26 protein-coding genes and 1 riboswitch are annotated in these 25,742 nt (G+C 48.9%); of the genes, 8 read left to right on the top strand and 18 right to left on the bottom strand.

The window, feature by feature from the left end:
• Positions 1–3 precede the first annotated feature (3 nt).
• Positions 4–1,356, top strand: a complete 1,353-nt coding sequence (locus FIU95_RS13805; RefSeq protein WP_152454321.1) for an ATP-binding protein — start codon at positions 4–6, stop codon at positions 1,354–1,356.
• 29 nt (positions 1,357–1,385) lie between these two features.
• Here the strand turns inward: FIU95_RS13805 and FIU95_RS13800 are convergent, their stop codons facing one another.
• The 6 genes from FIU95_RS13800 to FIU95_RS13775 form a co-directional block, all read right to left on the bottom strand.
• A complete protein-coding gene (locus FIU95_RS13800) occupies positions 1,386–3,188 on the bottom strand; it encodes an acyl-CoA dehydrogenase (RefSeq protein ID WP_152454320.1) in 1,803 nt (600 codons plus the stop codon).
• Positions 3,189–3,475: 287 nt separating this feature from the next.
• Positions 3,476–4,549 carry an MJ1255/VC2487 family glycosyltransferase gene (locus tag FIU95_RS13795; RefSeq protein WP_152454319.1) on the bottom strand — a complete coding sequence of 358 codons (1,074 nt, stop codon included), beginning with the start codon at positions 4,547–4,549 and terminating at the stop codon, positions 3,476–3,478.
• Positions 4,546–5,052: a phosphatase PAP2 family protein gene (locus FIU95_RS13790; RefSeq protein WP_152454318.1), complete on the bottom strand. Its 507-nt coding sequence runs from the start codon at positions 5,050–5,052 to the stop codon at positions 4,546–4,548. Before FIU95_RS13790 ends, FIU95_RS13795 begins: the two co-directional genes overlap by 4 nt.
• 331 nt (positions 5,053–5,383) lie before the next feature.
• Positions 5,384–6,451, bottom strand: coding sequence for a trans-acting enoyl reductase family protein (locus FIU95_RS13785; RefSeq protein WP_216646247.1), 1,068 nt, complete (start codon positions 6,449–6,451; stop codon positions 5,384–5,386).
• Between the two features lie 211 nt (positions 6,452–6,662).
• On the bottom strand, positions 6,663–6,908 hold the full coding sequence (locus FIU95_RS13780) for a DUF1653 domain-containing protein (protein WP_152454317.1): 246 nt from the start codon (positions 6,906–6,908) through the stop codon (positions 6,663–6,665).
• Positions 6,909–6,922: 14 nt separating this feature from the next.
• Entirely contained in the window at positions 6,923–7,243 is a 321-nt protein-coding gene (locus FIU95_RS13775; protein ID WP_152454316.1) for a DUF3301 domain-containing protein, read from the bottom strand.
• Positions 7,244–7,297: 54 nt separating this feature from the next.
• On the opposite strand from FIU95_RS13775, the gene FIU95_RS13770 reads away from it, so the two are divergent.
• The 3 genes from FIU95_RS13770 (at position 7,298) to tmpT (ending at position 9,715) form a co-directional block, all read left to right on the top strand.
• The gene (locus FIU95_RS13770; protein ID WP_172975406.1) at positions 7,298–7,993 is read left to right on the top strand and encodes an SDR family oxidoreductase; all 696 of its coding nucleotides are present in this window, start codon (positions 7,298–7,300) and stop codon (positions 7,991–7,993) included.
• 287 nt (positions 7,994–8,280) lie between these two features.
• Positions 8,281–8,808, top strand: a complete 528-nt coding sequence (locus FIU95_RS13765; protein ID WP_172975405.1) for a DUF1097 family protein — start codon at positions 8,281–8,283, stop codon at positions 8,806–8,808.
• Between the two features lie 268 nt (positions 8,809–9,076).
• Positions 9,077–9,715, top strand: a complete 639-nt coding sequence (gene tmpT, locus FIU95_RS13760) for a thiopurine S-methyltransferase (protein ID WP_152454313.1) — start codon at positions 9,077–9,079, stop codon at positions 9,713–9,715.
• 33 nt (positions 9,716–9,748) lie between these two features.
• Here the strand turns inward: tmpT and FIU95_RS13755 are convergent, their stop codons facing one another.
• Positions 9,749–10,027, bottom strand: coding sequence for a GIY-YIG nuclease family protein (locus FIU95_RS13755; RefSeq protein WP_152454312.1), 279 nt, complete (start codon positions 10,025–10,027; stop codon positions 9,749–9,751).
• A gap of 79 nt (positions 10,028–10,106) precedes the next feature.
• A complete protein-coding gene (locus FIU95_RS13750) occupies positions 10,107–11,195 on the bottom strand; it encodes a PA0069 family radical SAM protein (RefSeq protein WP_152454311.1) in 1,089 nt (362 codons plus the stop codon).
• A 127-nt stretch (positions 11,196–11,322) separates the two neighbouring features.
• Here FIU95_RS13750 and FIU95_RS13745 point away from each other — a divergent pair, with 127 nt between their 5' ends.
• Complete coding sequence (locus tag FIU95_RS13745) at positions 11,323–12,471, top strand: epoxide hydrolase family protein (protein WP_152454310.1); 1,149 nt, start codon at positions 11,323–11,325, stop codon at positions 12,469–12,471.
• A gap of 34 nt (positions 12,472–12,505) precedes the next feature.
• Here FIU95_RS13745 and FIU95_RS13740 read toward each other — a convergent pair whose 3' ends face one another.
• The 3 genes from FIU95_RS13740 to FIU95_RS13730 all read right to left on the bottom strand — a co-directional run bounded on the left by FIU95_RS13740 (position 12,506) and on the right by FIU95_RS13730 (position 13,797).
• Positions 12,506–12,706, bottom strand: coding sequence for a DUF1737 domain-containing protein (locus FIU95_RS13740; protein ID WP_152454309.1), 201 nt, complete (start codon positions 12,704–12,706; stop codon positions 12,506–12,508).
• A gap of 79 nt (positions 12,707–12,785) precedes the next feature.
• A complete protein-coding gene (locus FIU95_RS13735; RefSeq protein WP_152454308.1) occupies positions 12,786–13,268 on the bottom strand; it encodes a hypothetical protein in 483 nt (160 codons plus the stop codon).
• Positions 13,269–13,326: 58 nt separating this feature from the next.
• Positions 13,327–13,797, bottom strand: a complete 471-nt coding sequence (locus tag FIU95_RS13730) for a hypothetical protein (RefSeq protein ID WP_152454307.1) — start codon at positions 13,795–13,797, stop codon at positions 13,327–13,329.
• A gap of 142 nt (positions 13,798–13,939) precedes the next feature.
• Here FIU95_RS13730 and FIU95_RS13725 point away from each other — a divergent pair, with 142 nt between their 5' ends.
• On the top strand, positions 13,940–14,554 hold the full coding sequence (locus tag FIU95_RS13725; RefSeq protein ID WP_152454306.1) for a LysE family translocator: 615 nt from the start codon (positions 13,940–13,942) through the stop codon (positions 14,552–14,554).
• Between the two features lie 809 nt (positions 14,555–15,363).
• Entirely contained in the window at positions 15,364–16,554 is a 1,191-nt protein-coding gene (locus tag FIU95_RS13720) for a cation:proton antiporter (protein WP_253868636.1), read from the top strand.
• A gap of 165 nt (positions 16,555–16,719) precedes the next feature.
• Here the strand turns inward: FIU95_RS13720 and FIU95_RS13715 are convergent, their stop codons facing one another.
• Together FIU95_RS13715 and FIU95_RS13710 are read right to left on the bottom strand one after the other, a co-directional pair.
• Positions 16,720–17,631, bottom strand: a complete 912-nt coding sequence (locus FIU95_RS13715; RefSeq protein WP_152454304.1) for an alpha/beta fold hydrolase — start codon at positions 17,629–17,631, stop codon at positions 16,720–16,722.
• A gap of 351 nt (positions 17,632–17,982) precedes the next feature.
• Positions 17,983–18,603, bottom strand: a complete 621-nt coding sequence (locus tag FIU95_RS13710) for a LysE family translocator (RefSeq protein ID WP_152454303.1) — start codon at positions 18,601–18,603, stop codon at positions 17,983–17,985.
• A gap of 1,192 nt (positions 18,604–19,795) precedes the next feature.
• Here FIU95_RS13710 and FIU95_RS13705 point away from each other — a divergent pair.
• The gene (locus tag FIU95_RS13705; RefSeq protein ID WP_152454302.1) at positions 19,796–20,353 is read left to right on the top strand and encodes a putative adhesin; all 558 of its coding nucleotides are present in this window, start codon (positions 19,796–19,798) and stop codon (positions 20,351–20,353) included.
• A gap of 116 nt (positions 20,354–20,469) precedes the next feature.
• On the opposite strand, the gene FIU95_RS13700 is transcribed toward FIU95_RS13705, so the two are convergent.
• From FIU95_RS13700 to FIU95_RS13680, 5 genes are all read right to left on the bottom strand, one after another.
• Positions 20,470–21,288, bottom strand: coding sequence for an AraC family transcriptional regulator (locus tag FIU95_RS13700; RefSeq protein WP_152454301.1), 819 nt, complete (start codon positions 21,286–21,288; stop codon positions 20,470–20,472).
• A gap of 159 nt (positions 21,289–21,447) precedes the next feature.
• Entirely contained in the window at positions 21,448–22,473 is a 1,026-nt protein-coding gene (gene tdh, locus FIU95_RS13695) for an L-threonine 3-dehydrogenase (protein ID WP_152454300.1), read from the bottom strand.
• An 87-nt stretch (positions 22,474–22,560) separates the two neighbouring features.
• Positions 22,561–23,760, bottom strand: coding sequence for a glycine C-acetyltransferase (locus FIU95_RS13690; protein WP_152454299.1), 1,200 nt, complete (start codon positions 23,758–23,760; stop codon positions 22,561–22,563).
• An 80-nt stretch (positions 23,761–23,840) separates the two neighbouring features.
• Positions 23,841–24,056 carry a hypothetical protein gene (locus FIU95_RS13685; protein ID WP_152454298.1) on the bottom strand — a complete coding sequence of 72 codons (216 nt, stop codon included), beginning with the start codon at positions 24,054–24,056 and terminating at the stop codon, positions 23,841–23,843.
• 58 nt (positions 24,057–24,114) lie between these two features.
• Positions 24,115–24,243, bottom strand: a riboswitch (SAM-I-IV-variant riboswitch).
• A gap of 65 nt (positions 24,244–24,308) precedes the next feature.
• Entirely contained in the window at positions 24,309–25,742 is a 1,434-nt protein-coding gene (locus FIU95_RS13680) for an aldehyde dehydrogenase family protein (RefSeq protein WP_152454297.1), read from the bottom strand.

Raw genomic sequence — 25,742 nt, 5'->3', positions numbered from 1 at the left:
GTAATGCACCTGTTTTCCTTCTGGCTGAACTCCCTTAAAGGCCGCTTGGCACTGGTAACCAGTCTGGTGCTGGTGGCTTTTATGCTGCTGATTTCCGGGGTGTTGGAGCACGCTTACCGCACTTCTCTGAACGAGGCCAAACAGCGCGAGCTGCAGTTGTATATCTATACCTTGTTGGCGCTGGCAGAACCGGAGGGTGAAAGCCTGGCGTTGCCCCCTGAACTGCCCGAGCAGCGCTTTAATCAGCCGGACTCGGGTCTGATTGGCGCGGTTTTGGATGGGGAGGGCCGGGTTATCTGGCGCTCTGAATCGGCCCTGGCAATGCCTGAAATGGAGTTTTCCCCTCTACCGCAAGGGCAACAGTCCTATATGCGGATCTCCCTCCCCGGTGGCGATGCCAACTACAGTAGCTTTCGCCAGGGTGTGGCCTGGGGGCTCGATAACGAGAACCCTTTTACCTTTGTGGTAATGGAAGATGCGGCACCGCTGCAGGCTCAAGTAGGACAGTTTCGCTCAACCATCTGGAATTGGCTTGGCGTAGCGGCGCTGTTACTGATTCTGGCCCAGTGGCTGGTGTTGCGCTGGGGCTTTGCACCTCTGCGCGCACTGGCACAGGCCCTGCGGGATATGCAGCAGGGTGGCAGCGATCACCTGGAGGGGAATTTCCCGCTGGAATTGCGTCCGCTCACCGATAACCTGAACCTGCTGATCGAAAATGAGCGGCGCCAGCGCGAGAAGACCCGCCACACCTTGGCGGATCTGGCCCACAGCTTGAAAACGCCATTGGCGGTGCTCAAGGGGTTGAGCCTGGAGAAGGACCCAGGGGCCGCTGGTAAAACTCTGACCGATCAGGTCCAGCGTATGGACAGCATTATCAGCTACCAATTACAGCGCGCGGTTGCCAGTTCACCCAAGTCTATCTTGAGAGGCATACCGGTGGCGCCACTCCTTGAAAAAATCCTGGATGCCCTGGAGAAGGTCTATCGCAGCAAGCCCTGTGAAGTTCACAGAGATTGCAACGAGGATGCCCTGTTCTATGGAGATGAGGGAGATCTCATGGAGCTGCTCGGCAATCTACTCGACAATGCCTATAAATACGGTGCTGGCCAGGTGCATGTCACTATTGAGAATCCCGAGGAGGGACGCAAGCTCTCAATTCGTGTTGCCGATAATGGGCCCGGTCTAGACAGGGATAAATGGCGCGAAGTCACCCAGCGCGGTGTGCGTGCCGATCAGCAACAGCCAGGTCAGGGTATTGGCCTGGCTGTTGTGGTGGATATTGTCGAGAGCTACCAGGGGCAAATCAGCGCTGAATCTCTTCCCGAAGGGGGCACGGAAATTACCGTGTTGCTGTAATTTCCATTGGCTCTCCTGATTTCTACTGGCTAGAACCAGTCTTCTTGCATATCGAACGGTAGATTGTTGCCATTTTGCAGCAGGGCGATCTGCGGCTGGACATTGGGCAGTTCCCATTCGAAATAAAAACGGGCGGTGTGTAACTTGCCACGGTAGAAATTGGCATCTTCCGTGCTGGCAGATCCCTCCAGGGCATTCGTCGCAACAATCGCCTGGCGCAGCCAGATCCAGGCCACCAGGATGCAGCCGAAAACATCCAGGTAGAGCGTGGCATTACTGAGGCCTCGATCGACGTCCTCCTGCAACTGTGCAAACAGTGCCATACCGGTTTCGTCAAGTTTTTGCAGGGATTCCTCCAGGGCATCGGCCATGCTAACCAGACTCTCCTTATCACGAGCCTCCTTAACGGTATTGCGAATCTCTGTCTGCATCAGCTGGTAGGCCTGGAAATTTTTGCCGGGCACTTTACGCGCGAGTAGGTCGAGGGCGTGGATACCCTCGGTGCCCTCATGGATGGCATTCAGGCGGTTATCTCGGTACAGCTGCTCCAGGGGAAATTCACGAATATAACCGGCACCACCCAGCACCTGGATAGCCAGTTCATTGGCTTTCAGGCAGTATTTTGAGGGCCAGGATTTCACTACTGGGGTGATCAGGTCCAGCAGGGTGGCTGCGAACTGCCGTTGCTCCTCTGTGTGTGCACTGTGTTGGTCTTCGTAGAGGGAAGTGGCATACATACTTAAACCCAGGCCGCCCTCGGCATAGGCTTTTTGCATCAGCAGCATCCGGCGTATATCGGCGTGCTGGATAATGGGTATCTGCTTGGAATTGGCGTCGTGCTTGGAGGGTAGGCGTCCCTGAGGACGCTCTTTGGCGTACTGCAGAGAGTGGATATAACCCTGGTAGCCCAGCACCGAGGCGCCGGCGCCGACACTGATTCGAGCCTCATTCATCATCTGGAACATATATTTGAGCCCCTGGTGTGGCTCGCCAATCAGGTAGCCCACCGCACCCTGATTTTCACCGAAGCTCAGTACCGTAGAGGTCGTGTTGCGAAACCCCATTTTATGCAGCAATCCGGCCAGCCTGACATCGTTGTGCTCGGTAACTTGGCCATTTTCGTCGAGGAGGAGTTTAGGGACTAAAAATAAGGATATTCCTTTGACTCCGGCGGGGGCGCCTTTGATTTTTGCCAATACCAAGTGAACGATATTTTCGGTCAGCGACTGATCTCCGCCGGAGATATACATCTTCTGCCCACGAATGCGATAGCTGCCGTCATCAGCAGGCTCGGCACTGGTGCGGATATCGGCGAGGGCTGAACCTTGGTCTGGCTCGGTCAACGCCATGGTGCCGGCAAAGCGACCATCCAGCATTTGCGGTAAAAATTGTGCCTTGAGGCTGTCACTGGCAAAAGAACGCAACAGGTTGGCGGCAGCGATAGTCAAAAATGGGTAGCAGGCACTGGCAATATTGGCGGCACTCATATAGCCGAGTGCGGTGCGCATTATGGTTTTGGGCAACTGCATGCCGCCCTCTTCAAAGTCACAGTGACCCGCGAGAAAACCAGCCTCTGCGAAGGCATCCCAGGATTGCTTGGTTTCTGCAATCATCTGTATTTTTTCGCCATCGAAACTGGGTTCATTGGCATCGCCTTTGGCATTGTGATTGGCGAAAAATTTTTCAGCAATAGTGCGTGCGGTTTTCAGGGTTGCATCAAAAATCTCTCGGGAGTGTTCCTTATAGCGTGGACGCTGCAGCAGTTCTTCGGTATTGAGAAATTCATAGAGATAAAATTCAGTATTGCGTTCGTTGAGCAATGGAGAAGACATGCCTACCTCATTATTTTTATTGAGTTACAAAATTTATTATCCCGGCAATGAAAAATCCAGACCAATCACATTGTTATGGGTGGATGATTGGTACAAGTTCTTATTAAGTAAATTTATGGGATCGTGCTCGCCACTGGATTAATAAGGTAGTAAAAGCTTAGGCTCTAAATCGGGCAATGACTTTTTGTGTGAATGTACTTGGCGATATGGTGGGAGAGGTATCAATTGGGTGCGGAGACATTCGCTATCAATCCCGCCAAGTGTGCAATTGACGATGAACTTGGCACCTAATCAGCGACGCTTTGGTAAGCTGACGTCGGTCCCTTGGTGGGGCGTGGGACTACTTTTTGCCAGAGGTCGCGGGCAAGCTCTGCGGGATCTCTTTTACAACCTTCGGCTATCCAGGCGGCCACGGCCTGCGCCACGTCCGGCCATTGGATTCGTTTCGGCACAGGCAGCTCTTTGAGCCAGGAATGAATGTTTTTAGCGTTGATAGAGCTGACGATCCTCGCCAGCTTTAGCTGCTCTAGCGCTTTGGCATTGGCTTCCTGCTCGAACTGATAGGCTAGGGGCCGGCTCAGTATGGGCTTGCCCTGAGCTAGGGTCTCAGCCAGTAATTCAAAGCCACTATTACAGATTACCGCCTGGGCATTGACCAGGTCCCGCTGGAATCCTTCCGTTGAAGGTGCTTTTATCTGAATATTGTCTGCGGTGGGCAGGTTTACCGGAACACCGTAAACAATAAACTGCCGTTGTACCTTCGACAATTCCTCCAACATGGGAATAGGGTGCTCAAACGGTAAGTAGACAAGGACATAATCATTCGCGCAGTTATCTGGTTTTGGTTGTACGGGGACTATGGGCGGCAGTATGGGGTTGCCAAAGTGATGCCAGTGCAGCCCCAGGCTTTTTTCTGTGGGCGCAAATGTGCGCAGAACTGTGTGAAAAAGCCAGTTAAATCTGGGCATTGGGATCGAATATAAAAAAGCGTACTGGTGGCCAATACCCAGACTGGGCTTCTTGCGGATTTTGGCCGCCCAAGCGGTGACTGGTTCGTAGTCGCTGATAATCAGGTCGAAGTCGTTAACTGGTAGTTCTCGGATATCCTGGATTAACCGACGCAATTTTACCTGCGCGATAGTGGCGAAGCTCCTGAGGCGCCCCTCGCTGTGGACAATGGTCATTCCCTCGCGCCACCAATAGTCGCCAAATAACTCCATCTCAAACAGGTTTTCCTTTGGACGCCCGGAAAACAACCATTGAATCTCAAGTTGTGGGTATTGGTTTAATGCTTTGGCCAGTGTGCGTGATCGGGCGATATGTCCATTGCCGGTTGCCTGCACACCATAAAGAATTTTCATAAAAGGGTGGCGCTCGTCGCCAGTGCCACACAAGTACCGAGCATGGCGCCTGCAAAAACATCCGAAGGAAAGTGTACACCCAGGCTCACGCGGGCAGCGCCCACTCCCGTAGCCCAGATGTATCCAAGTCCCCATAAGGGGCTCACCTGCTGGGTCATAAATGTAATAAAAAGGAAGGCCGCGGAAGTATGTCCCGAGGGTAGGCTGAAGCGGTCATGGGCGATAATGATCGGCTGCATACCGGGTATGGCTTGGGGTGGACGTCTGCGCCGCGTCGTATTTTTAATGGCCCAATAGAGAGAGCGCTCCACCGCCACTCCAGAGCAGGCGGCAATAAAAAGCTGAGTGGCTGCATTGGAAATAATATAACTGATGAGTACGGCGACAGTGAGCCAGCCATCCCCGGATCTGGATAGCCACAAGTATCGTCTGCGTGAAGTGGGACGTGACGCCCGCTCCGTGAGATACAGGACCAGGGACACATCGATACTCTTCAGGTTCATGGATAAGTCTCGCATGCGGCCAACTTAAGAATTGATTATTGCACGGAGTTGACCAAATGATGTCGCAATAATGAAATCTCAAAATAGATAATAATTACGTCGTTCAGCTGCTTGTTTTTAGTTTTGGCAGAAAAATGATCTTGTTGGGGTTTGCAAGATGGGACGGGGCAGGATTGGTTGAAGTGGCAGTTGAAGGCAAAGTGTGAGATTGCGCAAGAAGCGACCGCTCTTAGCTCCTTGCCTCAAAGAAAGCCGCAGAAAATAGCAGCTTTCACTAATAAAATTTTTTAGAAATAGAAGGTGTCGAAATAGAAGATATCTGTGACAGAGGTTAGGCGATCTTAATTTCGATCTCCTCGGAACCAGGCAATTTTTCTATCAGCTCATGGCCACAGAGTTTTGAGGGGGTGAAATATCCACCCTCACCCCGATACTCGAGCAGATATTGCATGATTGCCAGAGAGCCGGACACGGTGACATCGTAGCCATTGGCAGTCGTGACCCGGCCCACTTTGCGCTCTCCGCGGCGGTCATTGCGTACCTCCCCCCAGACCCAGGTCTTTTGGCCTGCCCGACGCTCTTCACTGGGCCCTTGAATAGACTTGCTGACTTTTCCTTTCAACCAGCTCTGTACCCAGTTGGTGCGCAGTAGCCAACGAAATCCATTCAGGCGTTTTAACCTTTTTGCCCTTGTGGGGCTCATGGGAATATACGCTTCGATGTTCTGGATGCCAGTTGAATGGTAGGCCGTGGAAATATCCCCCCAGGGGATCGCGACAGCAAATTTTTCGCCCCGGCCAAAATCTATGTGGCGGGTTAGTTGCCCATGGCCAATGGTTTCAATATTGCCATTGCGCCGAATGGCTCCCCCCATTCCCAGGCTTTCGATAGAAGTCTTGGCCGTGCCGGGGCTCAAGCTCGATTCGGAGTCAAACCCCAGTGCTAAGTGTGTGGCCGAAGGCATGGCTTTGTGCAGTGCGGCTGCCAGGCAGTCGGTGGGAATAACATCGAAGCCAGCTCCTGGGCAGAGTACTACCCCGGCGGCTTTTGCTTCAGCATCCAACTTGTAGGCAGCCTCATAGACGGAAATTTCGCCGGTGATGTCTTGATAGTGGGTGCGGCTGTTAAGGCAGGCCCTCATCATGGGTGCGGCGGTTGCGGAGAATGGGCCGGCACAGTGAATGACCAAGTAGACGTCTCGTAAGCTGCGCTCCAGCACTTCCGTGTTTTCCAGGTTGATGGCCATAGCCGGGAGATCCAGGGCATCTGCCAGCGGCTGTAATTTTTGCGCATTGCGGCCGGCTAGGATGGGACGAAAACCCTGCGCTACAGCCTGACGGGCAATCAATTCGCCCGTGTAGCCGTAGGCGCCATAGATCATAATATTTTTGTTGTTCACCGGTGGTCCTTGTGGGTTCTAAAGCAGATTGACCGAGAGGGCCGTGCCTGTTTATCAGGCGTCATATTGTATTAACTTGCATTTGTTTCGGTCTGGTGGGGAAAGGTTATCCCCGAGAGGTGAAATGGCGCAAGATAGGGTTTTATGGTTGGTAGGGATTGTTATTTAGGCTTCTTTTTATGACCTATGACCTATGACCTATGGCGCCTTTCTAGGGCTCCTTTTTTATGTAGCTGTTATCCATCATTTCGAAGGCTTTTTCTAGCTGGAAGCGGCGAAAGGTCTTCCCATTCTCGGAGAGCGTTTCGTTGAACATGTTGTATGGTCTAGCCGAAACAATACAGTTTCCATAGAGAGCGCGATAAATCACCAATAGCTCTTCTGTCTCGCTGTGAATGGCTGTGTACAGGACTTCGTAAAGATTCCCTTTGTAGTGGCGGTAAAGGCCGGGCTTCATCAATAAATACCAAGTTAACTCAAATGGTGAGGTGACAGCTGCAGCTGCTCGATACGACGGCCATGGAGAACTGCCACACCGGAATAGCGGTGCTCTCCAGTGGAGGTGAATTCAAATTCATAGCTGCGTTGCAGGCTGATGTGGCCCCGCCGGTCCCGCTTCAAGCGAGTGCGTGCCAACACCACGGTATCGTCGAGAAGCTGTACGCCCAATTGTTTACAGTGATTGGCTGCCGCGCGTCTCACTTGCTCTTTTGCCGCCATATTGGCCCAGATATACCAAGCCACAGCAGCCAATAACAGGAACCAGAGAAGATCGTCAGGTGAGTAGTACATTGTTCTACAGTTGCTATGATCGCGAAGCGCAAGAATAACACCGAAGGAGCAGCGATGTCTGGCACCATAATGATCACCGGCTGTAATCGTGGCATTGGACTTGAACTGACCACACAGTTTGCCCGAGATGGATGGAATGTGTTGGCCTGTTGCAGGAATCTAGAGAAGGCCACCGAGCTCAAATCACTGCAAGCTAAATACCCCCAAATACAGCCCATTGAGCTGGATGTCACCGACTACGAGCAAATGATTTCTCTTGGTAAGGCCTTGGAAGGAGAGCCTATCGATATCCTGTTCAACAATGCGGGATATTACGGCCCAAAAGGCATGGCATTTGGCAAAGTGGACCGCAACGAGTGGCGCAGGGTGCTGGAGTCCAACACGATCGCGCCCTATATGATGGCGGAGACCTTTTGCGATAACGTGGCGGCCAGCGATCATAAATTGATCGTCATGATGAGCAGCAAGGTGGGCAGTATCGCCGACAATCGCTCGGGTGGTGGCTATGTCTATCGAAGTTCCAAAACAGCCCTCAATCAAGTTGTAAAAAGCCTGTCAATTGATCTTCAAGACCGGGGAATCACCGTGATTGCCCTGCATCCGGGTTGGGTTAAAACCGCAATGGGCGGTCCTGGTGCTCTGATTTCAGCGGAGCAAAGTGTCACGGCCCTGAGGGAAATCCTCCTTCATGCGGGTCAGGACAAGAGTGGCCGGTTTTATAATTACGATGGCAGTGAAATCCCCTGGTAGCCCCTCTTTACCTCAGCCAACCGCTGCTGATGACACATCGATGAATAACTGCGCTCTAGGCGCAGATATCCCTGAATTCGCTCGCCTGCAGCATGCTTTGCAAGATTGGGCAAGGATGCGGAAGAAGTCTGCTACCCCGTGATTTAACAGACGCGAGAAAATGCGCTTATTGGAGGGGTGACCATAGCTCCTAACCCTTTTAGTAAGTCACCTTTCGCGTGGCGCAAAAGCAATTAGGCAAGGAACTGCCGGTTCCCAGTGAGTGCAATCGAGAGAGTATGAAATCAATGAGCAGCGTAACTGAAAGCCTCAGGAACAGTAATGGGCCATCTCAGGAGTGTCTTTTTACTGGTTTGCGTATTTTGCTGAGCGGCTCCCTAGCGATTATTGCGGCCAACCTTACTGGTGTACCCACCTGGGTGGCGGCTTTGGGCTCTGTTACCTATTTTGCCCGAGGCGGTAACCTACGTGCCGGCAGCTATAACCTGGCTTGTGCGGTTACAGGGCTGGGGCTCGGTTTGGTAGCCACTGTGGCAACGACAGGCTGGCAATTAGAGCAGTCCTGGTTGGCTCTTCCAATGGCCTTATTACTGGCGGCTATAGGAGCTTGGGCGATGGGGCTGGTCACCGGAGTTGGCAACATTATCAGCTACGCAGTGGGTATCTTAATTGCCTTTACAGCTGAGCTGCCAGCCTCTCTCGACAGTTATTTCCTGCTGATTACAGCTACTGCACTCGGTGCCATGGTCGCGGGCTTGGTCGATTATTTCTGGCCAGGTAGGCTTTTTATCTCCGGCTCGACAGCCAGTGAATAGTTGGTTATAGCTCGCGAATGTTTTAGGACTCAGACTCCATTTTAAAAGTTTGTAAAAGAGATTCCTCAGAGGTAACGGTGATGTTCAAGTGCATTCTATTTACAGGGGCTTTTGCTTTTATAACTGCACTGGCGTTTACCGGTCCTGAGGTCTCTGTAGCAGAAGTAGATTCAGAATTGGAATACCTTTTGTATTAGGACTAATTGATCTCTCAATGGTTTATCTGGTTAATCGGTAATAGCCTTAAGAATGCACATGGGGGTGCTACATGGAAGCGACATATTGGCATGATAAGTGGAAGAAAAATGATATAGGCTTCCATGAGGCCTCTGGAAACTCTTTGCTGTCTGAATTTTTTTCACAGCTTTGCCTGTCCAAAGGGGATAGAGTTTTTATTCCTCTCTGTGGAAAAACCCGTGATATCGGTTGGTTACTTTCCGAGGGCTATCGTGTTGCCGGGGCTGAATTGAGTGAAATGGCGGTACAACAGCTTTTTGAGGAAATGGAACTCACCCCCGAAATCGATCAGCTTGACAGCATCAAACACTACAAGGCAAAAAATATTGATATTTTTGTCGGGGATATTTTTGATCTGAGTGAGGAAATACTGCAGGAAGTCGACGGCATTTATGATCGTGCTGCCCTGGTGGCGTTGCCGCAAGATATTCGCCCTGGATATACCCAGCACCTTATGGCCATTACAAAAGTGGCCCCTCAGTTATTAATTTCCTTTGAGTATGAACAGTCTGAGTTAGCCGGTCCTCCTTTTTCTATCAGTTCCCAGGAAATTTTTGATCGCTATGATGAGGAATATCACGTGAAGATGTTGGCCTCCAGGGATGTACCCGGCGGCTTAAAAGGCCTCGTGCCTGCAAGAGAAGTGGCTTGGCTGCTCAGTAAACGCTAGCGACCCACAGCCTGGCAAAACCTTAGTGATTGATTAGTCGAGTAATATTGGTAATTCCAGGGCCCCGGCAATGAGAGCTTCTTTTTTTTGCTTGGGCCATTTCTTGATGGCGATTTCCAATTTTAGCGCCGAGGACTTGTCTCGAGTTTTTACCTGGTATTCGAGTGTGAGAGGTCCTTTGCCGCGAAGGGCCTTGGCTGCTTTGGTACCGCCGTTACTGTGCTCGGTAAAGCGCCGTTGAATATCTTTCGTGATTCCCGTGTAAAGCGTACCACTGGAGGTGCGAATTAAATAAACAAACCAGGATTCCATCAAAAATATTGCCCGCTTAGAGGGATTTCCCTCGGTTCGTTTTTAGTTTATACACTTTTTGTTAAAACCACTGTCTAGTCTAAAAGAGACTCTGCTGCTCACCGGCTAGAGGCGGTGGCTTGAACTGGTTGTTGTCTAGTGATAGGCGCCGGTGATTTAACCCCAATTTCCTGATGGCGACAATAAACCGTTGGCGGAGTAATTGGGCGAAAACTCCTGTACCCGTTCGGCGCTGGGAAAAGTCACTTTGGTAATCCCGCCCGCCGCGGCTTTGTTGTACCAGGCTCATCACATGGTCGGCTCTTTGTGGGTAATGTAGCGCTAACCACTCGCGGAAAAGTGGTGCCACTTCATGGGGGAGTCGCAGGAGGATATAGGCTGCCCTCTCGGCACCTGAGTCCCGCCCAGCTTTTAAAATCGCTTCCAGTTCATAGTCGTTGAGTGCCGGAATCATTGGAGCGGCAAGTACGGCAGTTGGTATCCCAGCCTTGCTCAATTGTTCAATTGTGCGCAGGCGGGCAGAAGGTCCCGCGGTACGTGGCTCCAGTTTCCTTTTGAGATCCCTATCCAAGGTGGTCACACTAATTGCCACCTGGGCGAGGTTGTCCTGTGCCATTTCCGCCAGGATGGGGAGGTCCCGTAAAATCAGCTGGCTCTTAGTGACAATGGTGACCGGTTGTCGAAACTGCTGCATAACTTCAAGCAGTGCCTGGGTTATACCCTTTTCCTTCTCCAGTGGTTGATAGGGGTCGGTATTTGCGCCCAGGGCTATGGGGCTGCATACATAGCTGGGCTTGCGTAGTGTCTGTTCCAACAATCTGGACGCGTTCGCCTTAAAAAAGATCTTGCTTTCGAAGTCGAGCCCAGGGGAAAGATCCATATAGGCGTGAGCTGGTCTCGCGTAGCAATAGACACAGCCATGCTCACAGCCACGGTAAGGATTGATAGACTGGGTAAAGGGGATATCAGGTGACTGATTGGTGGCGATAATCGACTTGGCCTTCTCTTCAATGGCGGTAGTCAGCAGTCGCTCAAGGGGCTCAGCCTCTGTTTGCCAACCATCGCTCTCCCGCGAACTGGAGTACTCGGCAAAACGACCAGTGATATTACTGGCGGCCCCGCGCCCTTTATGAAAGGGCTGTGGCTTGTCTGGTTCTATTTTTTTCATTGGAACTAATGGGCTGTATGTTTGTACAGTTTACGATTGCGATTTGGTACAAAGCAATGCCCAATCATATTTTGTGATTATCTATCAGCGGCTACTCAGTCATTATTTTTAAGGAAGATATCGACGAATGGCGCAGGTCAAACCTTTCAGTATTGATATACAGGAATCGCAATTGGCAGATATGCATCGGCGGATGAGGGAAGCCCGCTGGCCTGAGGCGCAAACCGTAGATGGTTGGGGCCAAGGTGTCCCTCTGGATTACCTCAGAGATTTCTGCGACTACTGGTTAAATGAGTATGACTGGTTTGCCACCCAGCAGAGGCTGAATCAATATGACCAGTTCACCACGACTATTCACGATTTAGATATTCATTTCATCCATGTAAAGAGCAGCCATAGCTGTGCCACGCCAATTGTGATCACCCATGGTTGGCCCAGCTCCTTTGTTGAATTCCTTAAAGTAATAGGGCCTCTGACGGAGCCAACCCAATTTGCTGGAAATGCCGAGGATGCCTTCCATGTGGTATGCCCATCTCTGCCCGGTTTCGCCTTCTCCGGTAAGCCGGCGAAAACGGGATGGGGAGTGCCCAGAATTGCCACAGCCTGGGATACGTTGATGAATCGACTGGGATATCAGTCCTACTTGGCCCAGGGAGGAGATTGGGGGCGGTCGGTGACTACTGAGATTGGCATTCAGAACCGGGGCGCCTGCAAAGCTATACATATCAACAATCCCAAAGAGGAGCCAACCGCTGAGGCCCTGATACAGCCCAGTGAGGAGGAGAAAGAGGCTCTGGCCGGAATACGATTTTTCAATCGGTGGGATTCAGGTTTTGCCAAGGAGCAGAGTACTCGCCCTCAAACATTGGCATATAGCCTTGCGGATTCGCCTATAGGTCAGGCTGCCTGGATATTGGAGAAATTCCATCTGTGGACCGATTGCCAGGGCACTTTGGAGAGCATTTTTACCAGAAATGAATTGTTGGACAATATCATGCTCTATTGGCTAACAAATACAGCGGCTTCGTCTTCTCGATTATACTGGGAAAGCTTCGATATCCCCTACGGTCCTGATCAGAATAAGGTAGTGCAATTGCCAACCGGGGTCAGTATTTACCCGGGAGAGATAGTGAGAATTCCCCGCTCATGGGCTGAAGGTCGTTATAACAATATTTGCTATTGGAATCACTTGAAGCGGGGAGGGCACTTTTCCGCTTTTGAACAGCCAGATCTCTACGTCGAGGAAATTAGAGCTTGGAAGAGAAGCCTATTATAGGGCTCAAAAGCCCTTTCTCACCTTCTCAAAGAACCTAATAATCCCCTAGTGAGATATCTCCTTTAAAGTCCTCATTTGCAACCTCCTTGATAATAGCTTGACCCGCAAGAGTGCTCTCTCCATTAGAGGTCAGCGTTGGGCTTCCATAAAGTTCCCACCCATTGTTAAGCGCCCCGGTAACACGTAAACAGAAATTGGAATCATCTGGTCCGGTAAGCAATCGGTAAAGTTTCATAGGTAATACTCTTTAGAGAGATTGCTTGCATCCGAAAATATTTAAACAAGCAGAGTCTTTTAGCTAGGAAATCCTTGGTTCAGACTATTGGATGGCTACTGGGAATACTTTGAGTTTTAGTTGAAGGGTTGTATTTGGCGGGCATGGTTAACCCTGGTCGCTCATCATCCCAGATCATATTGACTATTTTCCATCCGTGGCCATCGTTGTAGAGTTGAATGCTGTTGATCCCTCGCTTGATAAACTGAGTTTTTTCACTATCTCTCCAGGCTTCATAGGTACTGAAAGCGTGGGCAATGTTGCCAAATGACTCGATAATATTGTGAGTTTCTACCTCATAAAAAGCTGCGTTTCCAACTAACCGCTGAAAGTTTTCAGGGTAATCCTGAATACTTAAAACCAGTGCCTGGGGATTGCCTTGACTGTCTATAGAGGTACGAATCACTTTGGCGTAGGGCGCAAATAGTTCCTGCTGTCTTTTCCAGTCACGAGTAAACCCCTCGGGACCAGAGATAACTTGGTACAGCTGTGTAAGAATTGCTTGTATTTCACTATTTGCCATTACTTTAAACGCCTTTTAATTAGCCTGTATGAATCGATATTGCCGATTAGCCTAGGTATTAGCTTTCACTAGCAAAGCATCGTGTATTATCTTTAGGTTCTGAGGGAAGCCATGATAGGATTTTCCAGCCTTTTGAAGTGTCTGCCAATGTATAAGTGCTGAACTGGTGATCCAAAAGCAGTCCTTCTGAGGTGTAGCGTTTAAGTAGTATCGTAGTAACTGACATGCTCCTACTCTGAAAATGTGTCTCAAAACTAACAATTTCTGAATTCATATAGCCTTTCTTTGCCAGGGCATCGTGTATCTCAGAGAGTACTTTCTCCACTTGCTCAGAATCTTTTGGGGTGAGGATATGAGGGCCAAAAATAAAATGGGGAGATTCTGTGAAGAATCGAGAGGCTGTTCCTTTTATGTTATTCGAAGAGAATTCTTTAATGAATCCTGTAATATGCTCTTCTGTCGAGGTTTTAGCATAGACATGAAAGTTGGTACATATCAACAAAGTTGCCAGTAAAATGAATTTTTTCAACTTGAAACCCTTATTGTGAATTGCCCGGAGTCATTTTTAGAGCCGATAATGGCTTAAAGCTGACCGATTGTGATTTTTTGATATACAGCCTCAATGGCTACTCACTTTGAAATAATAATTTAATTACTACTGTGGAGTAAACATGTCCTTGTTCTTGGCTATGTTTGGATTTTCATTGACCATGTCGATTACACCGGGCCCCGTCAATATGGTGATCGTTTCATCTGGAGTGCAACATGGTTTCGCTCGCACCATCCCATTTGTGTCGGGAGCAACAATCGGTTTTACACTACTACTTGCCGCAATTGGTTTTGGGTTTTACCAAATACTGGAGAGCTATCCACAGCTATTACACTACCTAGCCATAGCTGGATCGCTATACGTAATCTATATGGGGTATAAAATTGCCAGTGCCCCTGCTGAGGAAATAGCGATTGATGAAAGATCTCTGCCGCGTTTTCATGAAGGTTTTCTTCTGCAATGGCTAAATCCAAAAGCATGGATTGCTTGTGTATCCGGTGTTGCTTTGTTTTCCAGTCCTCACAGTCAGTTAAGCCTGGTTTACTTTGTGTTTGTTTACTTTTGGGTTTGTTATGCGTCGCTGACTCTATGGGCTTTTGCTGGAGATAAAATTCGTCATCTGCTGGGCGGAACCTCTAGAATAAAGCGGTTTAATCTGGTCATGGGCGGGCTGTTAATTTTATGTGCGGTATATTTACTGTATTCACATTTCTTACCTGGCCAGCAAGCCCTCTGACTGATTCAGTCTGGATATCCCCCTTTTGTTCGCGGAGCCCCTTTTGTTCGCTTAGATAGATATGAAGGATCACGTCCCCAATTTTTTGGTGACTTCTGTCGAAACAGAAAGGGGGGGGTGACAACTGTCAAGAGTTGCGCCGTGTATCACCATGCTTATTGTTTATTATTTTATTGGTCGCTTCGGTTAGAAGGTCCGTTATTTGATCGGTTGCAAGATAGGTTGTATAGGCTATTTTTTGATAATGTTCATATCTTGCTAGACAAATAAGTTTTTATAATCTACAGCTATTGCTGATCTCCTACACCGCCGTGTAAATCCTCCTCGTTTCCTATACTAATCGGGTATCTATTTGTCATTACTAATTAGGGTTGTGGGAACCAAAATATGTTCGAAATTTACTACTGGGTACGGAGAAGGGATAGCTGGTGACAATGACTGATTGGTCGACAGGTGTCATCCAGGTAGCCAGTTATATTGGTGTCTGTGGGCTTCCATATAGAGATGCCTTTCAGCCAGTCCTCTCTTGCCAACAACTATTGCACCCCCTAGCAGATTGTGCACAAACCACCACCCTTTTTAGTGAGCGCTCTAATTGTGAAGTAGTCTCGAAGCTGGTTTCATTATTTGATCAAGTCATACTTTTTTGAGAGTTATGCTGAAAGAAAGGCTATTGAAATGAAAATATCTTTAGCTCAATGGATTCAAATTTTTAGGGGGTAGTAATACCCGGGCGACAGGCTGGGAGTATTTGAGTGAACGAGGTAGTCACTATTGTAGGGCAGGCGCTCTTCCTGGCGGTAGTAGCTGTGGTGGGGTTGGGTTTTTCTAGAATTCTAAAAATTGACAACACTTTGGGTTGTCTCTTGGCAGGTGTTCTGGCGGCCTTTTTATTGCCGGTGATTGATTATGATACTGGGCTAAGGGCAACCAGTTTAAGGGAGTTGGTTTTCTTTGTAATTCTTCCAGTCTTAATTTTTGAATCTGCTTGGCAGTTGGAACCAAGGGTCTTAAAGCGTTGGATTGGTCCGATTCTATTATTCTCAACTTTGGGTTTGATCATTTGTGCTTTCTTGATTGCTGCAATTACTTACTATGGTATTGGTCACCCAGAGGGCTTTCCCTGGATAGCAGCACTGTTGACCGGTTCAATTTTGGCAGCGACTGACCCAATATCGGTAGTGAACAAACTTCGTCAGGAAAAAACAGGGGAAGACTTGCTTGCTCTTGTTGAGGGGGAAAGCTTATTTAATGATGCGGCGGCGGTGGTGCTCTACTCCTTAGTACTGGGCCTGGCCACCTATTCCATTGTGCAATCCACTAGTGCTGGAGCTGAAGCTCCATCATTAAGTGTTGGTTCAGTCACCTTATATTTCTGCATGATATTCTTTGGCGGAATTATTGTAGGTTTAATTTTAGGCCTGCTAACCACCTTGGTTATTTTGTTTCTGAGAACACCGAGTGCGGCATTAATGACTCTGGTGATTGTCGCTTTTGGTAGTTTTTACCTGGCTGAGAATATTCTGCATGTATCCGGTATTATTTCTGTAATGACCTGTGCCATAGTGTCGCGAGCCTGCCTGCGAAAACAGAGAAAAACTTATTTGGTTGATGCTGAGCCAACCTGGGAGTGGCTTGGGTTGCTGTTTACCTCCATTATCTTTGTGATTATGGGGTTGGTCATCACCTTTGAAATGTTTACTCATCAGTGGTTGGCAATGCTAATCGCCACAGCCGCAGCGCTTGGTGCACGAGCTCTTTCCGTTGTGTTGGTGGCTCCTTTAACCCGTTTTGTTGGCCCTCCAATTTCTAAACCCTGGAGGTTGTTGATGAGCTGGGGTGGTTTACGCGGAGTGATTGCTGTGGCCCTGGTGCTCTCTCTTCCCGTTGAACTACCTTATTGGTGGACGATTCAATCTATGGTGTTCGGTGTGGTATTGTTCTCCTTGTTAGTGCAGGGAACTACCAGTGGGCGCTTGATAAGAAAACTGGAGATATAAGCTATAATCGCTTGAACTATATTCTTGGAAATGAGGTAGAGGGTAAATCGGGAGTTAAATCTCCGATTTTTTGACTCCGATACCTAAATAACCATAAGGATTGTGCTTTTTCTCTATACTTGATTGATCTCAATAATTTATCTATTTTCCCTTCATTGGCCAATTTTATGAGTGTAATTCCTGCTGCAGGGAAGATTCGAATGAGATAAATTGGTTGGCTGTCATTTTTGGCGATTCGATCATAGGTAAGTGTCCGATATTATCCATTAATTTCAATTTGGAGCCGGTTATTTTTCTTGATAGATTGATGCCTGCTCTTGGATGGAGGATTCTATCTTTCTCGCCCCAGGTGATTAAAGTGGGTTTTGGAAATCCTTTTAGCCTGGTGTCTAGTGGAGATGAAAATTCAATGTTTCCATCTTTGATTTTATGAATATCTTTAAATATCTTGTGGTGTAGTGAAAAATTTTCCTTGGCCGATTTTGATAGCTCTGAAACTGCAAAGCCAGGTATAAAGGGTCTTTTGTGAAACACATGATCTAAGAGTACCTCGTAATCCTCTCGCCTTTTTGTCAGGATTACAGGCAACTCATTGCGCAAAATCTGTTCGAACATTTCGCTATTGGGAGAATCTTGCACTCCAAGAGTGTTCAGAAGCCATAAGCTTATTGTTTTCTCTGGATAGGTTGCAGCATAGTTTCCTGCTATGTATCCACCCATTGAATTGCCGGCAAGGTGAAATTGTTTTAAGCCGATTGCGTTAACAAAGCTGTTCAGGTGCTGAACTTGGGACTGTACATCATAGTCCAGTCCCGGGTTCTTAAAACTCTCGCCAAATCCAGGTAAATCGAGCGCAATGATTTGAAAGTGGCGAGTTAAATATCTGGCTAAACGTACCCAATTATCTTTGTCGGCCCCGAATCCATGTAATAAAATTAGGGGGGTACCAGACCCACCTTGCAAGTAACTAATTCCACCTTCTTCAATGTCGATTGTTCGAAAATTCAGGCCTGATATTTTTCTTTCTGCAAATGCTCCAAGCCGAAAAAGAATAGAAGTAAAGGAAGTTGGCTTCATTGTGTTGCTTAAATTTAATGTGTTTTTATTGGGAAATCGGTGTGTGCCGCCTCAGCTATTCTGCTTAGCATTGACTTCAGTTGGTAGTGTGAAGTCAATAGCTGATTAGTCTGGCGGCTGTAATGTTTTTCAATGCTAACAGGGATATAAATATCATCAACCAGAAATGGATGGTATTGCCCTGCTTTGGCGCGTTATTCTTCATTAAGGTCGCCAATAAATCTCTGCCGGCTTGTAAATACAGGGGTTGTAACTTATGGGATGTAACATAACCTATATCTATAGGCTTATAATGAGCTCACATGCTCCCTATATTTCGACTTTAAGGTAGTTGATTAATACTTTTCTTATTTAGTCGATCATTAAGGTTGGGTTGTCTAATGCGATCCAAATTGCCACCGAGAGCAAGCTCAAAGAAAATAGCATGCCCTGTATTCTTTGGGCTCTGGCATTTGTGGCAAGTTTTGCCAGTGCATTTCCGAATGCGATCCAGCATAGGTGAGTTGATAAATTGAGAATAGTCATTAATACAATTAGCGTTAGAATGCTTTTTGTGGATTCATTCTCAAGATTGGGTGTAAAGATAGAAAACATGGTAAATGTAATAATCCAGCCTTTAACGTTCAAGGTTTGAATCAGTATCCCATTCCAGATGGAAACCTCAGGCGCCTCAGTTTGACTTTTTACTGATTTAGGTTTTGCAAAATGATAGGCAAGATAGATTAGATAAGTCACTCCTCCAGCCTGAAGTAATTTCAAGGCGATTGGATAATGTATCAACCAAGCCATTAGGCCAAAGCCGACAAGAAAGCCTTTGACAATAAAAATCAAATCGATGCCGGCTAATAATGGCAGTGATCTGCGTATACCCAGGCTGGCACCGGCTGCGGCGAAGGTGATATTGGCAGGGCCCGGGCTAAAGATAAGTGGAAACATAACAGCTAGCCACGCGAGAAAAAATTCCATGCTCATAAGAGGCACCTTTGCCAGATATTTAGTATTCGCCAGTTAAAGGTTTTGTAAACTTCTTTTCTGGCGGTGAGGAGTGAGTTTAAAGAATGCGCCTATTGTCTTCTTGTACAAAATTGCACTTAAGAGTCTCTGAATAATTCTAAGTCGATCGGGCAGAATAGCTTATCTAGCAAGCCTATCTGCAAAGAAGGTACTCCCTATGAAATAGAACCTAAGCATAGTTTTACTATGTGGGCACCTGCTGGAAATATCCTTGGCGAGACAGCGACTATCAAATTTTGCTACTTTCTCGAAAATAATGATCTTAACTCGAATCTCCGCAAAATAATCAGTGCCTACCTGTGAGTTAAAAGCATAATGTTAAGTTGAAGAGCCAACATTGATGCCACAATCATCTCTGCACCAAGTTCAACAAAAAACGAAAACTCGATATTCTGAAATGCATCAGATAAAAAGTAATTAGTGGCACTTTTAGAAAAGTGTACGGTGGTATCGATGGCATACTGGAACTTGTCCATAACGTTCATACCATAGAAATCAAAACCCATGATCTGACCGCGATAAAAAATTTTCTGCACAGTTAAAGAAGCGTCGATTCTGATTACGCAGATCTGGAGAATCGCGAATAGCTACGAGATATCTATGTGGAGTGGTAAATCACAATGAAGTGCGGCAGACAGAAAGCTCTTCCAGCGAAAGATACAATTAGAAAAGCATAAAAGATCAAGGTACAGACTCGTGAATGTGGAGACCCATTTCGCTGTATCAAGTGATTACTTGGGCAGGGCTAGATGCGTTATAAAGAGCTAGCCAATGAAAATTTGATTTGGGTCAAAATCAGCTCAATTTTTATAAATAGGATACTGAACAGCGAAAGCTAGATGTATTTTTCAAGGCTTCCCATATTTTTTTGAGGAAAACTTTAACAGGAGCGAGAGTTTCACTACAAAGTATCGGTATAAATATGGAAGAAATGTGCACGCACTTCACGAAACAAGCATCACAAAGGGGTAGAACCAAAAAGATCAAAATAGTCACCACTATAAGCAGTAATTATTCTATTGCCGAACTCAGAAATTCAGGTATACAATGATTTTCCCTTATGGATAGATAGCCTGATAATTTCTCTCAAAAAGATATTTTTTGCAGTTTAATTTAAGCCTCACAAACGGATGATAGATTAGAGGAAGCAATGGAAACTATTGAATACGGAAAAATAACAATCTACAAGAAAGATAAATCCCCTAGTAATGAAGCGATTCTCTATGCTCACGGCTCCTTCGACCAGGGTTCTTTCGGCAAGGCAGAGCTGCCTGACAATCTGGCCATTTATTTTTACTCATTCCATGGCTCAGCCTCTTCGGACCATGCTGTGAAAAGCTTGACTAAAGATGGCACACCTGCGAAGGAAGCTAATAGCATTGCCGACTTTAGCAAAACCCTGAAATTCCTTAACATGGGGTCAGGAAAAGTTCATTCGATCGCTGGTGGCGGCGCCTCGGTATACAATTACAATCTTTCACACAATGAAAAAAGTCCCGCACATTTAGATAATATTCAAAAAGCCTGGCAAAGTGGTATCCACCATCACGACTTAATTTTGGTCAACAAAGATGCAAGTGTACACCTCGCGGATGTCCTTAAGGTCATACAAGACAATAAACTAAGTTATACCAAACTGCATTTTACAGCTTGTCGCTCCCCTAGCTCTGGCAACGATCTAAGCTCCCAAGCAAAATGGGTTGGCTAATTATTTGAGCATAAAGTAGGCATTACTCTTAATGCCTACTTAGATGGAAAAAATAATTTGGGTGATTCAGGTTACACAGGGTCAGCCAAAAATACTCAGTATTTTTTAGAGTTTCTCTAAATAGACTTGAGATAACGCCCTGGTGTAATACCAAAAGTCTTCTTGAAGTTCCTACTCATATGGCTTTGGTCAAAAAAACCACAGTCAGTTGCTGCCGTGGCAGCATTCAGCCCTTGCTGAAGTAAAAGGCGAGCCTGATGCGTTTTGTAAAGAACCAAAAACTGATGGGGAGCTATACCGTAGTGCTTGCTAAAGCAGCGGATTAATTGATATTGGCTCATCTCCGTGAGTTGGCAAAGTTGCTCAAGCGTTACGTTGTATTGCCAATGATCACACAAGTAGTTATAAATTTTTCTTGCGGCCGATTTATCTTTTTGACTTCTAGGGTTGATGTTCTGGTCACTATGATTGGTGAATAGCTTGGTAAGTGCCAGGGTTAACAGGCTATCTGAGGTAAGAGATAAATAAGTACCGCTCAAACTGCAGTGAAGTTGAAAAAGTAACTGGAAAAGCTCTGGGTCATGAATAATAGGCCCCTTAAGAAAAGGCATGGGGGTTTTGCCAAAACTGCTATGTTGTCGCAACACTTGTTCAACCAGTTTTGTATCAAAATAAAACATGCGGTAATGCCAGCCTTGCTCGCTACCGGTATAGCCAGTATGAATTTCGCTGGGATTAATGGCGACGATATCTCCCTGGGGGATGATGTTAGTTTGCCCGCGATAATCTAATTTCTCGGCGCCTGCCTGGATAATGCCAATGGCTAATTCATCGTGCCAATGCTTGTTAAAGGCAAAACTGCGAAAATGCGCATGAAATAGTTCTATGCCACTGTGTTTTGGGCTACGCCAAAATGTAGAAAATTCCTTTTGCATCTATAGGTCTAATCCATCAGGTCTTATTCATCAATACCGCTGTTTGAGCAGCGAGCATTACAAGATACAAAAAGAGGTGGAGCTGGGCAAAAAATCTTTTCAGAAGAGGGGAGCACTGGAGGGGCTGGCCGTGGAGTTATCCACGGCCAGGAGTAATGGTTACTGCCAGTTGAGGATCACCTTGCCGGATTCTCCAGAGCCCATAGTGTCGAAGCCTTTCTGGAAGTCGTCGATAGGGAACTGGTGGGTAATAATTGGGGTTAGGTCCAGGCCGGATTGAATCAGGCTGGCCATCTTGTACCAGGTTTCGAACATCTCACGGCCGTAGATACCTTTAATAGTCAGGCCTTTGAATATGACCTGGCTCCAATCGATAGCCATTTCGCCGGCGGGAATGCCGAGCATGGCGATCTTACCACCGTGGTTCATTGCCGCGAGCATATCGCGGAAGGCAACGGGAACACCGGACATTTCCAGGCCTACGTCGAAGCCTTCGCTCATGCCCAGCTCCGCCATCACATCTTTAAGGTTTTCCTTGGACACATTGACTGCGCGGGTGGCCCCCATCTTGCGGGCCAGATCCAGGCGATATTCGTTGATATCGGTGATGACCACGTGGCGAGCACCCACGTGCTTGGCGACTGCTGCAGCCATAATACCGATGGGGCCGGCGCCGGTGATCAACACATCCTCGCCCACCAGATCGAATGACAGCGCAGTGTGTACGGCGTTGCCGAAAGGATCAAAAATGGAAGCCAGCTCATCGGAGATGTTGTCTGGAATTTTAAAAGCGTTTAGTGCCGGAATAACCAGGTATTCGGCAAAAGCGCCCTGGCGGTCCACACCAACACCGTAAGTGTTGCGGCAGAGGTGGCGGCGGCCTGCGCGGCAGTTACGGCAGTGGCCACAGGTGATATGGCCTTCGCCGGAAACGCGGTCGCCAACTTCAAAACCGGCAACTTCCTGGCCCATACCAACCACTTCACCTACATATTCGTGCCCAACTACCATGGGCACCGGGATGGTTTTTTGCGACCACTCGTCCCAGTTATAAATATGCATGTCGGTGCCGCAGATAGCGGTTTTATGGATTTTGATCAGCAGGTCGTTGTGGCCCGGCTCGGGGATTTCCACATCGGTGAGCCAGATGCCTACTTCAGACTTCAGTTTAGAAAGTGCTTTCATTGTCATTCTAACTACAAAAAGAAAGGCGCGGCGTCACCTGGCAAGGGGAGTATCCTCTGCTCAAATAATGCCGCGGTTATTTCGGAATTAAATAATTTCTAGCTCGCGGCCCACTTCAATAAAGGCATCAATGCACTGGTCGAGCTGCTCGCGGGTATGTGCCGCAGACATCTGCGTACGAATACGGGCTTGGCCTTTTGGTACTACCGGGTAGAAGAAGCCCACTACGTAGATACCGCGCTCTAGCATTTTGTCTGCCATTTTCTGAGCGAGGGCGGCATCGCCGATCATGACCGGAATAATTGGGTGGTCGGCTCCGGCCAGGGTGAAGCCAGCTTCGGTCATACGCTCGCGGAAGTAGGCGGAGTTATCGCGCAGCTTCTGCCGTAACTCGGCGCCATCCATCAACATATCCAGCACTCTTAATGAGGCGGTGACGATAGCGGGAGCCACGGAGTTGGAAAACAGGTAAGGGCGTGAGCGTTGGCGCAGCAGATCGATAATTTCCTTGCGCCCGGAAGTGAAGCCGCCAGAGGCGCCGCCCAGGGCTTTGCCCAGGGTGCCGGTAATAATATCAATGCGATCGACAACATCGCAGTATTCGTGAGTGCCGCGGCCATTTTGGCCGAGGAAGCCCACGGCGTGGGAGTCGTCCACCATTACCAAGGCGTTATAGCGGTCCGCCAGGTCGCACAAGGCTTTCAAGTTGGCGATCACACCATCCATGGAGAAGACGCCATCGGTGGCGATCAATTTGGTCTTAGCGCCAGCGGTGTCGGCTGCCTGCAGTTGTTTCTCCAGGTCCGCCATATCGTTGTTGGCGTAGCGGAAGCGCTTGGCTTTACACAGGCGTACACCGTCGATAATGGAGGCGTGATTGAGGGCGTCGGAGATAATCGCGTCCTCTGGGCCCAGCAGAGTTTCGAACAGGCCACCATTGGCGTCGAAACAGGAGGTGTAGAGGATGGTGTCTTCGGTGCGCAGGAATTCCGAGAGGCGTGATTCCAGGGCCTTGTGAATGTCTTGGGTACCACAAATAAAGCGTACCGATGCCATGCCGAAGCCGTATTGATCCAGTCCTTCTTTGGCTGCTTTGATCAGGTCCGGGTGGTTGGCCAGGCCCAGGTAGTTGTTGGCGCAGAAGTTCAGTACCTGGGTGTCGTTGTTCACCTGTATCTCGGCGGCCTGCTGAGAGGTAATGATCCGCTCGCGCTTGTAGAGGCCGTCGGCATCGATTTGTTTTAGCTCGTTGCGCAGGTGCTCAAAGAATTGTTCTGGCTTGGACATGATATTGTTTTTAGCTCCTGTCGGGTGCTCGTGGCACTGGGTATCTGGCGCGAACTAAAGTGGCGCCACTGTATTCTTGTTTATCCCGCCAGCTCGCAGGCCTTATGGGCGGTGATCGGCTGCTCACTGGCGCGGCAACTGGTGGCGAATTTTAAAGCCTCTTCCGCAGTGTCGAATAGTAGTTGCCACAACAATTGCCGATCGGCGCGTCTCACGGCTCTCACCGCGGTGCGGCTGCGTTGGTTGGCAATCTGAATTTCTATTACGTCTTTACTGGATAACGGTGATTCGGACATGGTCCCTCCAAGGGTAAAACTTTGGAGGACTGACGTGGAAGCGGCGAAAGGATATTCGCTAATCCGGTTGGATTGCTCTTGTAGAGCCCCATCCTCCCCGCAGGCTTTGGTGTGCCAGCAGAGAGAGAACCACCTTGCCCCGGTCGGCAGGTTGGCGTTGGCGTCAGCCACTCTCGTGATGTGCGGGCAAAGATAGCGGGGAGGGGATTGGCAGTCAACCGCACCGCCCACGATTGCGGGCGGTGCAGAAGTTTATGCCGGCAGTTGCACGGATTTCAGTTCGATAAACTCGCCGAGGCCGGCCTCGCCAAATTCGCGCCCGTTGCCAGAGCGTTTGTAGCCGCCAAAGGGCGCGTCGTAATTGAATTCTCCACCGTTGACGAAGCACAGGCCAGCTTCAATACGGCGCACCAGAGGCATGGCACTTTCCGCATCTTTGGCCCAAACACCGCTGGACAGGCCGTATTCGGTGTCGTTGGCGATGGCAATTGCTTCATCCATATCCTTGTAGGGGATCAGGCAGGTGACTGGGCCGAAGATTTCCTCGCGGGCGATGCTCATATCGTTGTGCACATCGGCAAATACCGTGGGCTTCACATAAAAGCCTTTATCCTGCCCGGTGGGCACCTCGGCGCCGCCAGTGACCAGGCGTGCACCCTCGTCGATACCCTTCTGGATATAACCGCGCACTATCTCGCGCTGGCGTGCGGAAGAGAGTGGGCCCATAAAGGCATTTTCATCGGTACCCATGGCGATGTCTTCGGCCACCTGGCGAGCGATTTCTACCGCTTCGTCATAGCGTTCGGCAGGTACCAGCATGCGGGTGAGGGCAGTACAGGTCTGGCCGCTGTTGATAAACACATCCTCGCAGCCCCAGCGCACGGCGGCTTCCAGATCTGCATCGGGGGTGATAATTAGTGGGGACTTGCCACCTAGCTCTTGAGTGACGCGCTTCACCGTGGGCGCCGCGGCCTTAGCCACTTCCACACCGGCGCGAGTGGAACCGGTGAAGGAAACCATATCGATGCCCGGATGGGCAGAGAGCGCCGCACCCACTTCGGAGCCGGCACCGGGTACCAAGTTGAAGACGCCGGCGGGGACTCCTGCCTCTTCAATAATTTCCGCCATCACAAAATCCTGCAGCGGTGTGATTTCGGCGGGTTTAGTGATCATGGTGCAGCCGGCGGCCAGGGCGGGGGCCACTTTGCCCACAAACTGGTGCAGTGGGTAGTTCCAGGGAGTGATAAAACCACACACGCCCACTGGCTCGCGGAACAGTACGGAATGGCCGGCTTTCTCGGTTTTTTCCATTTCCGAGGTGCGCTCGGCGTAGTAGCGCATGGCATAGATAGGGCCATCCACGTGCAACCAGCGGGTGATGTGTTCGGGGCAGCCGAGTGCCTGGGATACGGCTTGTACCAGATCTTCCTTGCGCTTTTCCATACCGTCGGCGATGGCGTTGAGCAGTTCGCGGCGCATCTGTGCGGTGCTGTTGCGCCAGCTGTGGAAGGCTTGGCGCGCGGCTTCCACGGCGAGATCCACATCTTCGGCCGAGCCTTCGGCCACTTGGCAGATGAATTCTTCGGTGGCCGGGTTGATCACCGGGTGAGTCCCGGTACCCAGAGGCTCGCGCCATTCGCCGTTAATAAACAACTTGCCTGTGGGCAGTTTGCTGAGATCTGTCAT

Source organism: Microbulbifer sp. THAF38, from assembly GCF_009363535.1.
Taxonomy (GTDB): Bacteria; Pseudomonadota; Gammaproteobacteria; order Pseudomonadales; family Cellvibrionaceae; genus Microbulbifer.
Note: the sequence above shows the minus strand (reverse complement) of the source record. Positions and strands in the feature narration are given on the sequence as shown.